The following is a 15,307-nucleotide window of genomic DNA, read 5'->3' as shown; positions in this document are numbered from 1 at the left end:
GAAAGTCTGTGTAAGGCGCGGGCCGCCAGATAGATTGTCTGGTGTTGCGGGCGGTGGGCGACGTGGGGGAGCGACTGGAGTGCCTGGATCAGCCCCTCTGGCCTGGCCAAGCGCTCGGTGCTCGTCCCCGCCATTGCGCTGCAAGCCGTCCAACGCACCTGAGGCCACTGCCGGCAGAAGGCTACGATGTCTTCTGGAAGGCGGCTTGATCATCCCTGCCCAGTTGCGCTGCGCCATAGGAGGTGCCCAGATGCTTCATTCCTCTCTGAATGCCCGGGCAATTTGGTCTGTAAGAGGTTTTGTCAGATAGGCTAGTGCTGTTCGTTCGCCGGTTTGAATAAAAGCTTCGACAGGCATTCCAGCCACAGGCGTCAGGGCGCGAAACCGCGCCCATTCTTCCGCGGGAACAGACGCGCGCAGACTATAATAGCTCTGACCGGTTCGTTGATCGGTCGTCAGGTCCGCCGCAATTTTTGCCACCCTGCCATTCAATTCCGGCGTGGTGCGCTGACTGAACGCCGAAAAGCGAAGCGTCACAGGTTGTCCGATCACCACCTGATCGATGTCTTGCGGGGACAGTTTAAGCTCTGGCGTGAGAACGTCATTATTCGGTACGATCTGCATGATGGCTTCGCCGGGCGTCACCACTGCTCCTCGAGCGTGAACCGAGAGCTGGTGAACGATGCCATCTTGCGGTGCGCGAATGTCGATATGTTTCAAGTCGTCTTCGGCAGCAACCAGCCGCTCCGCGTACTCGCCAGTTTCGCTTTCGGCCTGCCGCAGTTGATCCGACACCTCCGTTCGCTGATCATCATCAATCTGGATGATCTGCAATCGCGTCTCCGCAATCTTCCCGCTGGTTTCGGCTTCCGAAGCAACCAGGCTACCGAGCTCACCGGTGAGGTCGGCAGCGTCCCTTTGCAACGCGTAAACCCTAGTAGCAGGAATGATCCCCTGTTCAAGCAGTGGCTGGAGGCTGGAAAGCTCCTTCTTGAGAATGGCGATGGCCTGACGTTTCCCATCCTGCTGGGCGGTCAGTCCCTCCGCCTGCTTCGACAGCTGCCGCACCCTTTCGGCCAGTTGCGCCTTGCGGCCAGCCCTGGATGAACGTCTATCGTCAAACAGCCGCTGTTCACCATCGAGCATTGCGGCGACCTCAATGTCACCGTGCTCCTCCAGAAACGATGCTGGAAACGCAATGATATCCTTGGCGTCTCGCTCGGCCGATAGACGAGCCGTTCTTGCCGCCAGTTCCTTCAGGCGTTTGGAAACTATCGCGACATTGGCACGAGTTTGGGTATCGTCCAAATGCACGAGGGTCTCGCCTGCTTCGACGCGATCACCATTCCTGACAAAGACTTGTGCGACGGTGCCACCTTTTTGATGCTGGACCGGTTTGACATAGCTATCGACCACCAATGTACCGGGGGCGATCACTGCACCCTGAAGGTGGATTGTCGCCGCAAGGCCACCCAGTACTCCAACCAATAGCAGGATCGTGGCGACGGCCGCCAACGTCAGACTCCGGATCGCCCGTTCGGCAAGTGGGGCGTGACCTTGCTTCATTGCGCGATCTCCCCACCGGCAGTCATCAGCCGGATAGATTGAGGCATCGGAGACGGCTGAGTTATTTTTCCGAGGACTTCGTCTTTTGGTCCGAAGGCCTGCATCTGACCGTTCGCAAGGACCAGGACCTTGTCAACCGCAGCAAGTGCGCTCGGCCGATGCGCAACGATGACCGCAACACCACCGCGCTCTCGCACGCCGCTGATCGCACGCGACAATGCAGCATCTCCGTCGGCATCGAGGTTCGAGTTCGGTTCGTCGAGGACCACCAGGAACGGATCGCCGTATAGCGCTCTGGCCAGGGCTATTCGCTGTCGCTGTCCGCCTGAAAGGACGGAACCCTGTTCCCCGATCCGCGTCTCGAAACCGTCCGGGAACTGTACAATCATCTCATAGACGCCGGCCGCCTTTGCCGCCGCGATGATCTTCTCCGACGACGCATGCGGGTCGAAGCGGGCGATGTTTTCCGCAATCGATCCTTCGAGCAGTGAAACATCCTGGGGCAGATATCCGACGTGCTTGCCGAGAGCCCGCGGGTCCCACTGAGACAACGATGCACCGTCAAGGCGTACGCTCCCGCCGACTGGAATCCAGAGCCCGACTAGGCCCCGGGCGAGCGAGGACTTTCCGCAGGCACTTGGACCGATGATGCCGACGGCTTCCCCGGCCCGAAGCTCGAAAGAGACACCGCGTACGAATGGAACCTTCGAACCGGGAGGCCCAAGATACAGGTTCTCCACGCGGAGCACGCTCGCAGGGTCTGGCAGCGAAACCTCACGTTCATCAATCGGCATGATCTCCGTCAGACGCAGCAATCGGGACCAGCTGCCACGTGCTGCCGAGAATCCTTTCCAGTGGCCGATTGCCAATTCGACCGGCGCAAGAGCCCGGCTGACCAGGATCGAGCTTGCAATCATGATGCCGCCTGTCGCTTCCTGGCGGATCACAAGTGTAGCGCCGACAGCAAGGACGGCTGACTGCAGCAGCATTCTCAGTATCTTCGACAATGTCGCAAGGCCGCCGGTCACGCTTGTCGAACGCAGGTGATTGGCAAGGTAACGTCGGTTGACTTCATTCCATCTGTCACCAAGCGCTTGGCCGAAGCCCATGGCCAGGACGGCTTCCGAATTACGGCGTGTCATTTCGGCCAAAGCGGTTCGTTCAGATGCAATCGCCGCGGCCTCCTTCGCCGGTCGACGCGACTTAAATTCGGCAACAACGGTCAGGCCAACCAATAGCAGAGCGCCAGCCAGTGCAGTGACGCCAATCCAGAAATGGAAGAGGAAGCAGAGGCAGAGATAAAACGGCATCCAGGGCAAATCGAACAGCGCAGTCGGACCGGGACCGGACAGAAAGCCCCGAACGGTGTCGAGATCGCGTAATGATTGGAGACCATCGCCGGATGGCTGCATGCGGGAAGGAAACAGGACAAGAGAGTCGTGGACTGCCCCGCCAAAGCGCTCGTCCACCGACATGCCGACACGGACGAGAAGCATTGATCGAATGAATTCGAGTATTCCGAGGAACGCATAGAGGGTCGCCGCAACGATAGCTAGGCCGACGAGTGTTGGTAGGCTGCGTCCCGGTATCACCCGATCGTAGACCTGCAGCATGAAGAACGATCCGGTCAGCGCCAACAGGTTGATGACGGCGCTGGTCACTCCGATACCCAGTGCGGCTTTCTGCAGGGACGAAAGTACCGCCACGAGGAAGATTTGCGGCGGCTTTGCGATGACTTTTGACAAAGCTTTGACCTCGATTACATGGTTGCCGTAAAGCGGACGTCGTCGCCGATCTCGATGCTCGTCGCCATCTCCCGCGCCCAAGACGCGCAAGACCGCTGCCGCCCGATCGCGAACTCTACAAATGGCGGCATCTCATCGAAAACGTCTTCTGTCGGCTCAAGGAGTTCAAGCGCATCGCCATTGGAGCCGACAAAACCGATCAAAGCTTTTCCGCTATCGTCTATCTCGCAGCCGCCGTCATCAATTCACAATGCCCCTCATAGGTCTTAGTACGCCACCTCATCGAAGTAGCGCAGCGGTATTTCCCATATGACGTATTTGAGTTCCTTCTGTTCGTGGAGCTTGTCTTTGAGGAAGGTTTTCATCGGGGCGAACGGTCCTTTTCCTTCCTCAGCGAAATTGATGATGTCGACTTTCGCCTCCGCCTTTAGCTGGGCTTCTAAGCTCCATTTGGCGTTGGCGCTGTAGCTGGAGCCCACTAACGCCACCTGGGGGCCCTCGTCCTCATCGGATAGCAGGTCGTCCAGGCTCGCATCCGCGGTCACGGCAGCAAGTGACGTGAGACGATCGCCGGGCATGGAAACGAAAGGCTCAAAGATCGAGAACTTGGCGAACTTATAAAGGTCGCCCATATGTACAATCTCTTCTTCTGGCTTCAGTGTAAATTCCTTGTGCTTCAGCTCGGGACGATGCGCTAGCATCTGAGCGACCGAACGGGCGGCCACACGAGCGCCCTGCACCGTCCAGTGAGTGTCGGACTTCAGGAAGACCGGCTCTTGTTCACGAGCCTGGAGGAAAGCCTCCCGCAGATCGGGAACCGGAGCACCCATGATGCTCAGCCGGAGCCGCACGTTTTCATAATAGTGCTCACGTGACGAAGGCACGGCAACATCACCGAGCTTGTCGCGATAAATGTCCGCCTTTTCAGGAACCAAAAGAAGAATAGGCTCGACGCCGGCCTCTCTGAGCGTGGAAAGCGTGTCCTCGACGAAGCTTAGATGCTTCTCAAGCATGCTCAAGGATTTGCGGTTCCAGCTGAATTCCTCGTCACTGAAGAACCAGCCGTCGCTCCCCTTGATCAGTCCCTTGCGCGCTTCGCCAAATACCTTGAAGCTTATCAGGTTCAACAGGCCGGTGGAGAAGTCCCTAATCGGGAAGACATCTTTGTAGATCCTCTCGACCGCCGATGCCTCACGCCCCTGGATGACGTCGGCGAGGGAACGCTTCAACTGCCCATGCTCAGCCATCTCCTTGCTATTCCAGAAATGGCCGAGGACGGCAACGCCGCAAGCAAACAGGATGAAGATCGAAAAGGCCGGTAGATAGGCCAGTTTCCCCTTCAGACTAAGCCCGTCTTTGTTCGAAGTCAGAGTATCTATTTCGCCGGAAGTAGCGACCTGAGTGATCTCGTCCATATCAGGGACTCTCCTTAGAACTGAAAATAGAGGAAGGGTGTGTCGCTATCGGCCACGAGCTTGACGATCGCGGCCAATCCGAGAACGGTCGCGGTAACCCCCAGAACGGGATTGACATGCGGACAGTCGATCCCTCCGACGTACACCAGTTCCTTGGTGGTCTTCAGTCCGAAGAACCGGCGTAATTGCGGCTCGCCAAGCGCCGTGAGAACGCCGACGACCATCAGCAGAAATCCAAAGTTGAGAAACTCCCAGGCATAGTCGCTGCGCAAGCCAAAGCCATTCCGCCCGACCATGCCGGCGAGCATGCTCATTGCCTCGGTCATATTGGCCGCCCGGAAGAAGACCCAGCCAATCACCACGAGCAGCATGGTGAAGAGCCAGGACGAAACGCGAAAGGGCGCATTGGCCGAAATCTTGAAATAGCGCTCCACCGCAAGCCACAAGCCGTGCCAGGCTCCCCAGACAAGGAAGGTCGTATTTGCTCCGTGCCACAGGCCTCCAAGGACCATGGTGGCCGCCAAGTTGAAATAGGTACGTCCAACACCTTTTCGGTTGCCGCCGAGCGAAATGTAGAGATAGTCGCGTAGCCAGCTCGAGAGTGAAATATGCCAGCGGCGCCAGAAATCCGTAATGTTGACGGACCTATAGGGCGCGTCGAAGTTCTCGACAAAATGGAACCCGACCATCATGCCGAGTCCGATCGCCATGGACGAATAGCCGGAAAAATCGAAATAGAGCTGGAGCGTGTATGCTATGGCGCCGAGCCAGCTCTCCGCCATGGTCGGATTTGGGATCGAAAAGGCCGCGTCGGCAATCGGGGCGATCGAGTCGGCGATAAGCACTTTTTTCGCAAGCCCCGTCAGGAAACGCATCGCCCCATAGTTGAACTTCGCCCAGTTGTGCTCACGGCCATAGAACTGCTCGGCAAGATCAGAAAAGCGTAGCACCGGACCGGCGATCTGATGCGGAAAGAAGGCGATGAAGGCCGCATAATCAACGAAGGTCCGCGACGGTTCGAGATCACGCCGATAGACGTCGACGACATAGCTGATGTTGTGGAAGATATAAAAGGAGATGCCGATCGGCAGGATGACGTGCGGCAAGGACCAGCTGTAGGGTTCACCCTGATTGAACAGATAGGCGCTGCTGTCAGCGAAGAAGTTGAAATACTTAAAATAGAAAAGCAGGGCGAGATCGCACACGACGGTCGCGACGAGGAGCAGTTTTTGCCTTTGCGGCGTTTGTGCCTTGTGGACCGACAGCGCCGCGCAATAGTTGAACGCCGTTGTGGCCAGCATCAGCAGAGAAAAATCCACCCGCCACCAAGCATAGAAGCCGTACGAGCCGATCAGGATGAAATAGGACCTGTATCGGACCGGGCAGGCGTAATAGAGCGCGAGGAACAGCGGCAGATAGACGAAAATGAAGATGACCGACGAAAACACCATGTCCGCAACCTCCTAGTTCTGGCGGGAACTCGGGCGGCGACCCGCGCGGCTCGATGCGTGCGAGAACGAGTAAACCGCGCATCCGGGCAAAGCTGCACCCTCATGGTCAGAAGCAAGATCAGTGGCCAAGTTGATGTCCTCATTCGTGATTGCAGACCGGCGACGAACCATGTCGCGCGGGGCGTCGGGTCAGACCGGCAAAGAAACGGGCGGAATTCACTGCAATTGTTTTAGGGTTTCGTCGACTTCGTAGATCGAGCAAAGGATGTGGTAGAAACTGCTGGCAGGGGCAGGCTCGTTAACAAACTGCCCGCTCGGCGGGAGCTTGTCGTACCAGAGCCCGGGAATGTCGGTGGCGAGGAATTTGCGTAGCGCCGCACCGGCCTTCGCTGCCTGGCGAAGATAGTAAGTCCGTAGCTCGCCATGGCTGATCTGGGCCAGCAGGGCGGATGCTTTCAGCCACTCGGTCTGCGGCCAAAGTCTGGCGACGTGGTCAGAAATCGAAAAATCGTCGAACAGCCCCATGAAGGCCACCTGCCGCTCCTCGCAGACACCGTGTTCGACGCCGATTTCGAAGAGCCGCTCGGCGGCCGCAATTGCCTCCGGGGCGTTGCGCGCAATCCCCCAGCGGGTCAGAAGCCATGCCCATTCGAATTGATGGCCGGGCTCGACAATCCGTCCCTTGTCACCGGGAAACGGTGTCCAGTCGCGGTCAAAGAACTCCCTGAGAACACCGGTCCCCTGATCGATGAACCGCGTTATCGCAAGATTGGCGATCTCATCGGCCAATGCAGTCCAGGGTGTGGGATCCGCAGCCATCGTCTCCCAGGCGAGGCAGGCCTCGAAGAGATGCATGTGCGGATTGGAGCACAACGGCAGCTTGACCGGGCGGCCTTCCTCGAACCCCGCTTCCGGATGGGCATATTCCGCCTTCAACGTGCTGAGCAGGACGCGCGCCTTTTGCTCCATCGCGTCCTTCTGTTCGGGGACGGACAGGGCCAACTGGGAAAAAGCGAAGAGAGCGAAGGCCTGATTATAGAGGTCGAAACTCTCATCGATCATCTCCCCCGAAGGGGACGCGACACTACCGAAGAGCGCATCGTCCCTGCGGTAGACGCGCTCAAACCACGAAAATCCGTGCTGGATCAGTTCGCGCCAATCGACAAGCACGTTGCGCCCACCCGCCGCCGCAAAGCAATAGATCTGCCGCGGATGCACCCGAGCCCTCCGGTTGTCAGCCACGCAAGGTGTGCCATCCAGCGCAACCCGTTCAAAGAAGCCTCCGGCCTGCCGGTCGTAGCCGACCTCGAACCAGAGTGGCAGCGCGTTACCGTGCAGCCAGTCGCGCAAGAGAGAGACTTCGTCCGAAAAGGCGGCCAAGGCCCGTGCATACTCAGCGTCCAACATTCGCCAACGCTCCCCTTAGGTCTTGGATTTGAGATAGCTCTGGGCGAAGAGGTCACCCTGCCCGGCCGCCTTGTTGAGATATTGCAGCGCGATCTGCTTGGATTGCGGATTGCCGCCGTTCTCGTAGAGATCGACACCGAGCTCGTATTGCGACTTGGCATCGCCCGCGTCGGCTGCCCGTTGCAGCCACTTGCGGCCTTCTGCCCGGTCGGCAGCCTTGAAGCCGCCGATGCGGTAGAGCGAGCTTAGCGAGCGGGCCGCCTCGACATTGCCCTTTTGTGCGGCCTTGACGACACCGTCGAACAGGATATCCGCGGCCTCCTGCCCGGCTTCCGCACGCATCAGCTGCGAGATCATCAAGTCGAGCGCCTCGGGCTTGCCCTTGGAATAGGCCTTGACGAGGAGACTGTTGATTTCGCTCGGGTCGCCGCGCGTGCCGATGTAAATAGCGGCCAGTTCATAGGACGCATTGGGGTCGTTGCTGCGCGCCGCTGCCTTCAGCGGCTCGAGGATCTTGGCCCGGTCCAGATCGGTCTTGGCACTGCGATATGCTTCCAGCAACTGTTCACGCGACAGCACGTTGACGCTGGCGGCCGTCGCAACGCTGATCAGATAGGATCCGTCACGCCCGCCGGACGTGGCGCGATAGACGCGTGCGGCAAGCTGGCCAGCGCCCTGCTTGTCGAGCTTACGCGCCAGTTCCAGCCAGGCATGACCGAGCTTCGGGTTGGGGCCGCCCTCGAGGCCGAGATAGTGGACCCGCGCTTGGCGCAGGGCACGATCGGCCTTCGATGTCTTGTCCGCCCGATAATAATAGTCGGAGGCAAGCGCGACGTTGCCGGACTTCTCAGTCCGCTCGGCCAATTCGCGGAATGCCTTCGTGGCACCCGCGGCCGCAGCTTCATCGAGCCAGGCGTCGGCGGTGCGGAATTCCCCGCCCCCAATCTCGCCGCTATCGAGCAGCTGCGCCAAGAGCAGCCGCGTGTTTGCGTCGGACTTGTCAGCTGTCAGCGGCAGATAAACCGAACGGGCGATCATCGGGACATTTGCCGGACGATAGACCCCAGCGAGGTGCCCCTTGACAAGGCGGCGGCCGGCGCTGGCATCGCCGGCAAGTGCAGCGCGCTCGAAAGCAGCGTAGGCCTCACTGCTTTTACCGCGATTGAGCACCAGATTGCCATAGGCGCGGTTGTAGCGCACCACCTCGTCCTCGGCCTTCGCATGCTGCGCGGCATAGGCAAGCAACTGTTCCGGATCACGACGCGACTTGAAGCCCGCCTTCTCGTAACCGATCTGGACCTTTGCGTCGTTATAGGCAAGCTTCGGCGAAGTCGTACACCCGGCTATGGAAGCCAACATGGTTCCCACCACGAGCGTCTTACTCAAACTCATCATCTTCTTCATTGTCAGTCCACCCTTACCCCTCAAATACATCCAACGGTGGCCCTAACCGATCACGCGTCGGCAGATCCAAACCACCACCAAGGTCGGCGTCAGGCCGGCCCTATCCCCATGTTCAGCACCGATCGGGCTGTGTCGAAGTCGCGCAGCAATCCGAGCCCTATATCGAGCACCTGCGCCGTCTCCTTGGCGCTGCCGGCCTCGACATAGCAACGCATCTCAGGAGCATTCCCGGACGGCCTGAAATGGACGATCCTGCCGTTGCTGAGAGTCACTCGCAGTCCGTCGAGTTCGCTGATCCCGGAGACCTGCCCCAAAGGGGCGGTAAAGCGCTCAAGATTAGTGTCATCGGCGCGCAGCCAGGCCATCAGTGCAGCACTCCGCTCGGTCGCAAAGTTCTCCAGCCGGTCGGCAGCCGTGAACGGCAGACCGAGGCTCAGTTTCAGCTTGGACAGCGCCTGGCCGGTAGCCGCCGCCGCGGCGAGCACGGCCAGAATGGGCAGGAACGAGTCACGCGTCGGCAAAGGCTCGAGCACGCCCGACGCCACCGGAAAGGACGAACCGGTCAGCGTCCCGCCATTCGCCTCGAAACCAACAACGCCTTGGTGTGTCTTTTGCGCTTCTTGCATTCCGGCAATCACGAAGGGCGAGCCTACCTTGGTACGCACGACATGACTGCCAAGCGCCTCTATGCCCGAGTTGGAAGTGATCGGCGTGACGATCGCATCGGCGCCGAGAAAGTGGGCAGCGATCAGGCCGCATATGTCTCCGTTGATCGGTGTGCCGGTCTCGTCGGCGATCAGCGGCCGGTCACCGTCACCATCAGCCGAAACGATCGCGTCGAGGCGGAGCTCGGCGGCCCACTCTTGCAACGCCGCGATGGTTTGGGCGGAGACGGCTTCCGTATCGACCGGGATGAAGACTTCGCATCGGCCTAGATCGAACACCTCGGCCCCATAATAGACCAGGATCTCGCTCAGCATGTCGCGCGCAACCGTCGAATGCTGGTAGACACCGACGCGCATGCCGGAAAGGGCACTTTGCGGTAGCAAGGTCTTGTTGCGGTCCATGAACAGCGACACGGCATCCGCCGCCCCGTCAGTTTCGTTTGCCGGATCCGTCGCGACAGGCGTTTCCAAATCGGCCAGTTCCTGGGCGATCGCGGAAATCCCCTGCTCGTGAGTTTTGTCGATTTCTCCATCCGGGAGGTAGAATTTGATGCCATTGCGATCGGCCGGAATGTGCGAGCCGGTGATCATCATCGAGGCAGCGCCCGTGCGGATCCCGTAAAAGGCAAGCGCAGGGGTGGGCAAATGGCCGCAATCCACCGGCTGCAGGCCGAGCGCACCAAGCGCCGATTTGACGTTGGCGGCGATCGTCGGACTGGAGTCGCGGAAATCATAGCCGACCAGAACGCGATCGCCTGGCTTTGCGATCCGGTTTCGCAGCAGAAAGGTTGCAAACGCTGCCGAATAGACGAAGGAGGGCTTCCCCTTCAGATCCACCGACAGACCGCGCAATCCACTCGTACCAAATTTCAGGCTCAAACCAGCCTCCTTGAAGCAAAACGCAATTAAATGTCAGTCTCGTTCCGATACGTTGTAGAGAACGCTGACGCGTCCCCCGAGATTCGAGGAGAACAACGCTCCTTCGAACAGCTTCCCGTAAACCTTTCTGTCCTCTGGATAATAATGCAGGTAGGCATCCAGCCAGGCGATGCGATCAGGACGGATCAGGCCGTTCTTGTCGCGCGGCAGTTTGACCTGCGGTTCTCCCGCCAGCATCTCCATCTTCGACGGGTCATTGATTGAACCCAAGGCGAAGTGCGCCAGCCTCTCCAGGCCGTTGTCGCATTGCGACAGCGCATCGTATCCGTTGGCCTGCAACAGCGATGCCATCATCACCAGAGGCCCGGCGGCATGGAGGTGGTAGTCGCGCGCCTTCTTCTTGCGCATGAGTTCGAGAGGCAGCGCGCCGTCGGCCGTCACCTGACAAACGCCCAGCTTGTAGCTCTCGAAGCCGAAATCCAGGAAGTCCTTGCGCCCGATCGCAACTCCGACCGCGGTCACGGCAAACCCGCCCCAATAGCGATGGTTCTGCTTGTTAGAGTTGCGGTCGCCCGATTCCGTATAGACGGGGATCGTCCGGTCGGCGAGATCGCCCAGCCACGTCTCGATGGCACTGGTGTCGAACTTGAGCAGCGCCGCAGCAGGGCGGACCTGAACATAAGCCAGGGCGGCGCCGGCCAGAATTCGCGTTGTGCTCAGATAGCTCTGACGCGTCTTCAAATCCGAAAGCGCATCGGCCCTGGCCCAACTGTCCAACGCGTTCAGGGCACAGCTTGCCGCATCCAGCCGGTTACCATCGGTCTCGGTATAGTTGCTTGCATACTTCGTAACGAAGGCGGCGAACTCACGTGTCTGGGCAATCGCCTTGTCGTAGCGTTCCTTGTGTTGCGGATCGATCGTCGAGTGACTGTCGTCCTCATCCTCGTAAATGCTGGTAAGATTGAGCGAGATCACCGGCGCCGGTGGGCTGAGCGTGCAAGTCTTCTTGCCATTGTTCTTCGCGATATGCCTTGCAAGCTCGAAGGGCACCGTCAATGTGGCGGCCTGAACGGCCTGTGCCGCACCTACCAGGATAAGGGCGCTTGCCAGGAGGCTAAATCTCGAAAGCTCGACCATTGCCATTCACTCGGTTCATTTCGTTTAATCGCTGGCTTCCAGCCCCGATCTTCATGACCGGGGCTGGAGCGCTCTTCATTGCCCTACGGACAAAGCCTTGTATTTGCTGTCCCAATAGGCAGCCTTGCCGGCATCGGGATCCAGTCCGACAACGCCGACCTTGTAAGCGACGGCCAACTCGCGGGCAGCCTTGGAGTTGCCGGCTTCCCCGGACTTGGTCAGCCAGTCGAAGGCCTTGGTGGTATCTTTTGCCGCGCCGTTGCCGAAGAAATAGGCCTGGTAAAGGCGATACATGGCATAGGGCTCTCCGGCATCAGCCGAAACTGTCAGCCAATGAATAGCCACGGCATCATCCCGGCTCCCCAGCTTGCCGTCGATATTGAGGCGCGCGATTTTCAGCAGATACTTGCCCGGCGCACTGACGTCCGGCCCGAGGAAAATCAGAAGCTCGTTCACTTCGGTCGGGGTCGACGCGATGCGTTCGTCGGCAATCTCGCTGATCAGCTTGTTGGCCGCATCCTTGTCGCCGGAGGCATAGAGCTTAAGCAGCTCTTCCTTCGCCTTTTCGGTGGAGGAAGCCGTCCACATGCCCTGCAGATGGCCTTCGGCCAAGTCGCGCAGGACGGAGATGCGTCCAAGCGCATAGGAACGCAGGAAGAAGCCTTCTGCCTTGGCACGGTTGTCCACGCCGTCCACGCCGTCGCGGAATGCTGCGCCGACCGCGTACAAATCGTCGGCATCCTGATCGGACATGCTCTCGGCCAACGACAGCCAGTAGCGTGCCAAGGTCTTGGCCTGGGGATCCGGCAGCGTCGAATAGACACGAGCCAAGTTGACGATGGCATCGACCGAGCAGGCCTCGCCCGCGGCGGTCATTTTTGCCAGATCCTGCAGCGCGTTCGGGTCGCCGGGATCGACGAGCGAGATCTTCGCCTTGAAGTCACCGGCATCGGCCGCCTTCTGCAGCCACGTACGCCCGGCTGCGGAGTCCTGCGACAAGTCCGCCAGAAGGACCTTGCCATATTCCCGCATGCCTCGCGGATCGCCCATTTCGGCAAGTTTCTTGTAGATCTCGTTGAGCGCCGCCGGCGTCGCCTGCCCGGCTCGCTGCAAGAGCTGGGCTTTCAGCATCAGCGCATCGGGGTCACCTGTCTCGATCAGCGGACCGAGGGCGGCGATCTGGACGAGCTTGTCGCTGAGCTTGATCGCAACGTCGAAGCGGTTGCTGATGATCGACAACTGCGCCAAGCGCTGCTGCTCCTTGTCCTGCAGCGACGAGACGAAAAGGAGCAGGCGCTGCGCAGCTTCCGGGTTCTGCTCGAAGCTGTTGGCACCGGTCTCCCAGCGGGCGACGACATAGCCGATTGCATCTGGGCTGCCCTTGAAGGCGGCCTGTTGCAGGTAGACGCGCCCCTTGGCGCGGTCGGCCTGGTCCGGCTTGCTCAGCATGTTAAGGCCGGTCACATAGATCGAATAGACCGATCCGAAGATCGCCGCCTTGTGGCGCCAGTCGTTCGACAGCGCCACCGAGATCGGAGCCCCCTGGCCGCAGGCGAACATGCCGGCGAGTTTCGCCGCACCATCAGAATTCCCGGCCACGGCAGCTTCGCTGAAGAACTGCATGGCTTTGTTCAGGTAGGTGGGATCCTTCCTGCCCATCTCCAGATAGATCTTGCCGATCTCGTCACTGGCATCGGAGGAGCCGGCCGAGGCGGCGGCCTGTAGGATTTTCAGCGCCTTCTCGATATCGTCCTTTGAGGCACCGCTGCTGGCAAGAAATTCGCCATATTGCACAGGCACATCTTCCGAACGGTCCGGGGCCTGCATGGCGCGCTCGAAATAGGTTTTCGCCTTCGCGTCGTCGCGGTTACCGCCGAATTCACCCGCATAGATTCGGGCCAACCACTCGTCTGCCGGGCGCAGCCCAGCCTCGCCGGCGGCGGCTAGATACTTCACGGCGAGCGTGAGGTCCTGGGGCACCGAGATGCCCGTCGCATAAGCCTTGCCAAGGCTGAACTGGGCCGACGACATCCCCCCGTCGGCGGCCTGCTTCAGGTATGTCATCGACTTCTGGATGTCGATCTGGTCGATCTGGTTCGAGCGGTAGAGTTCGGCCAGGTTCTGCGCCGTTTTCGGATCGCCGGTTTTGGCGAAGGCTTCCAGCCACCTGAGCGCGGTTTCGACCTCCTTGCTAACGAGGTTGCCGCGCAGATAGAGAAAGCCGATCTGGTTCAGGGCCGAGCAATCGCCCTGCTTGATCTGCCCGATCAGCCCCAGCAGCGCGTTCGTCACCGCACTCTTCTTCTGATCCTCCGAAGCCTGCGGGTCGAGGGTGATGATGCGGGCATATTCGATCATCCCCTGCGGGTCGGATGCCAGGGCCGACTTTTCCAGGTAGAAGCGCGACTTGGTCAGATCCCGCATCTCGCTCGGGCCATCGTCGCCATAGAACTGGCCGAGCACGAATGCCGCGCGGGTGCTGCCCGAACCATAGGCGTCAAGCAGATACGACTCCGCCTCCCGAAGTTCGTCGACCGTCGAGCCGTTCTCCATCAGCACGCGTGCAAGCGGAATGAGGAAAATGTCACGCCGGGGCGGATATTTCTTCAGGCCGGCGCGCAAGAGTTCTTCGGCTAAGGCAGGCGACTTCTGCACCCGCTCGCTGCCCCGGCTGTATTCGAGGGCGAGAGTGACAATATCCTGAGCTGGCAGCTTGATTTCGCCGATTGGGCCCTTCGTCCAGTCCCGATCGAGCTTCACGCGCGTGGCCTGATCGGTTACAGGCTTGCACACAGCCTTGTAATCGAGATTCGGAGGGTCGAGCGGGATCGCCGGGTTGTCGGCCCGGACTGCCGTCGCAAACCCGGCCGAAGCGGCGACGACCGCAACGGCGACTAAAGACTGATAAAAATGAAATTTGCGCACTCTACTCGTCCCCACGCTTTTGCCCCATTCTTCGCGAAATTATCGGTCGATGCCCGTCGCTGCCAGGAAACCGGCCGGTCCGTTCGGCGTCTCGACGACGACGACGTTCTGTCGATCCTTGGCAGTCAGAGAAACCTTCTCTAGCTCGGTGACTTTCTGGTCGCCCTCGGAGACTTCCAGGCCGATGTCGACGACCGGCAGTTCCTTGGATGCCATGGCGGCTGGCGCAAGATCCTTGAACAGCACCTTGCTGTCGCCGTTGAGACGCAGCGACAGGTTGGCCGGCTTTGTCGAGAAATTGTAGAAGGTCAAAGCCGACTTGGAGGGATTTTCAACCTCCTTGTCGGGAATAACCACAATGCCATTTTGCCCGTCCCCGTCCGCGCCGACCGCCACGGTGTAGAATTTGCCGGGTTCGAGCTTGGCTTCGGTCGAGGTCGAATCGTCGGAAATCTTATAGGAGCCGTTGCCGATCAGCCGGTAGTTCGACAATGCGACGGGATCGACGTCGAACTTCTGTCCCGAGAAGTCGAGGCTCACTCCATCCTTCAGCTTCACATTGAGGAAGCGAACGAGGCTTTTGTCGGCCGGGATCGGCGCATCGTAGAGGCCGGCGTCGTTCGCCAGCAGGTGCGTCGGGAAGGTACCTAGGGAGGCTCCCAAGACGAGTGCAACACGGATTGCTTGGATTTTGCGTTTCATGATCTCATCCC

11 protein-coding genes are annotated in these 15,307 nt (G+C 59.7%); all 11 read right to left on the bottom strand.

Annotated features, from left to right (window positions below; all coding sequences use genetic code 11):
* Positions 1 to 255 precede the first annotated feature (255 nt).
* The 11 genes from FHT71_RS08020 to FHT71_RS07970 all read right to left on the bottom strand — a co-directional run bounded on the left by FHT71_RS08020 (position 256) and on the right by FHT71_RS07970 (position 15,296).
* On the bottom strand, positions 256 to 1,566 hold the full coding sequence (locus tag FHT71_RS08020; protein ID WP_183719376.1) for an HlyD family type I secretion periplasmic adaptor subunit: 1,311 nt from the start codon (positions 1,564 to 1,566) through the stop codon (positions 256 to 258).
* A complete protein-coding gene (locus FHT71_RS08015) occupies positions 1,563 to 3,311 on the bottom strand; it encodes a type I secretion system permease/ATPase (RefSeq protein ID WP_210294096.1) in 1,749 nt (582 codons plus the stop codon). The genes FHT71_RS08020 and FHT71_RS08015 overlap by 4 nt, the downstream gene beginning before the upstream one ends.
* Before the next feature lie 14 nt (positions 3,312 to 3,325).
* A complete protein-coding gene (locus tag FHT71_RS31480; protein ID WP_246717972.1) occupies positions 3,326 to 3,514 on the bottom strand; it encodes a hypothetical protein in 189 nt (62 codons plus the stop codon).
* Between the two features lie 63 nt (positions 3,515 to 3,577).
* On the bottom strand, positions 3,578 to 4,726 hold the full coding sequence (locus FHT71_RS08005) for a hypothetical protein (RefSeq protein WP_183719374.1): 1,149 nt from the start codon (positions 4,724 to 4,726) through the stop codon (positions 3,578 to 3,580).
* Positions 4,727 to 4,740: 14 nt separating this feature from the next.
* Positions 4,741 to 6,177, bottom strand: coding sequence for an MBOAT family protein (locus FHT71_RS08000; protein WP_132589057.1), 1,437 nt, complete (start codon positions 6,175 to 6,177; stop codon positions 4,741 to 4,743).
* Positions 6,178 to 6,393: 216 nt separating this feature from the next.
* A complete protein-coding gene (locus tag FHT71_RS07995) occupies positions 6,394 to 7,584 on the bottom strand; it encodes an AGE family epimerase/isomerase (RefSeq protein ID WP_132589056.1) in 1,191 nt (396 codons plus the stop codon).
* A 15-nt stretch (positions 7,585 to 7,599) separates the two neighbouring features.
* On the bottom strand, positions 7,600 to 8,976 hold the full coding sequence (locus FHT71_RS07990) for an SEL1-like repeat protein (protein ID WP_183719372.1): 1,377 nt from the start codon (positions 8,974 to 8,976) through the stop codon (positions 7,600 to 7,602).
* Between the two features lie 101 nt (positions 8,977 to 9,077).
* Positions 9,078 to 10,526 (bottom strand): phosphomannomutase, encoded by a 1,449-nt coding sequence (locus FHT71_RS07985; RefSeq protein ID WP_183719424.1) that lies wholly within the window; start codon positions 10,524 to 10,526, stop codon positions 9,078 to 9,080.
* Positions 10,527 to 10,565: 39 nt separating this feature from the next.
* Positions 10,566 to 11,675 (bottom strand): alginate lyase family protein, encoded by a 1,110-nt coding sequence (locus FHT71_RS07980; RefSeq protein ID WP_132589053.1) that lies wholly within the window; start codon positions 11,673 to 11,675, stop codon positions 10,566 to 10,568.
* A 69-nt stretch (positions 11,676 to 11,744) separates the two neighbouring features.
* Entirely contained in the window at positions 11,745 to 14,594 is a 2,850-nt protein-coding gene (locus FHT71_RS07975; protein ID WP_132589052.1) for a tetratricopeptide repeat protein, read from the bottom strand.
* Positions 14,595 to 14,633: 39 nt separating this feature from the next.
* Positions 14,634 to 15,296: an alginate O-acetyltransferase AlgF gene (locus FHT71_RS07970; RefSeq protein WP_165933061.1), complete on the bottom strand. Its 663-nt coding sequence runs from the start codon at positions 15,294 to 15,296 to the stop codon at positions 14,634 to 14,636.
* Between the last annotated feature and the right edge of the window lie 11 nt (positions 15,297 to 15,307).

The sequence above is a fragment of the Rhizobium sp. BK060 genome (assembly GCF_014193145.1).
In the GTDB taxonomy this organism is placed as follows: Bacteria; Pseudomonadota; Alphaproteobacteria; order Rhizobiales; family Rhizobiaceae; genus Rhizobium.
This window is presented reverse-complemented; position numbering and strand designations above follow the sequence as displayed.

Excerpts from the sequence above, each read along its gene's own strand:
- FHT71_RS08020 (WP_183719376.1), bottom strand. The coding sequence starts at position 1,566 with ATGAAGCAAGGTCACGCCCCACTTGCCGAACGGGCGATCCGGAGTCTG.
- FHT71_RS08005 (WP_183719374.1), bottom strand. The coding sequence starts at position 4,726 with ATGGACGAGATCACTCAGGTCGCTACTTCCGGCGAAATAGATACTCTG.
- FHT71_RS08000 (WP_132589057.1), bottom strand. The coding sequence starts at position 6,177 with ATGGTGTTTTCGTCGGTCATCTTCATTTTCGTCTATCTGCCGCTGTTC.
- FHT71_RS07995 (WP_132589056.1), bottom strand. The coding sequence starts at position 7,584 with ATGTTGGACGCTGAGTATGCACGGGCCTTGGCCGCCTTTTCGGACGAA.
- FHT71_RS07990 (WP_183719372.1), bottom strand. The coding sequence starts at position 8,976 with ATGAGTTTGAGTAAGACGCTCGTGGTGGGAACCATGTTGGCTTCCATA.
- FHT71_RS07980 (WP_132589053.1), bottom strand. The coding sequence starts at position 11,675 with ATGGCAATGGTCGAGCTTTCGAGATTTAGCCTCCTGGCAAGCGCCCTT.
- FHT71_RS07970 (WP_165933061.1), bottom strand. The coding sequence starts at position 15,296 with ATGAAACGCAAAATCCAAGCAATCCGTGTTGCACTCGTCTTGGGAGCC.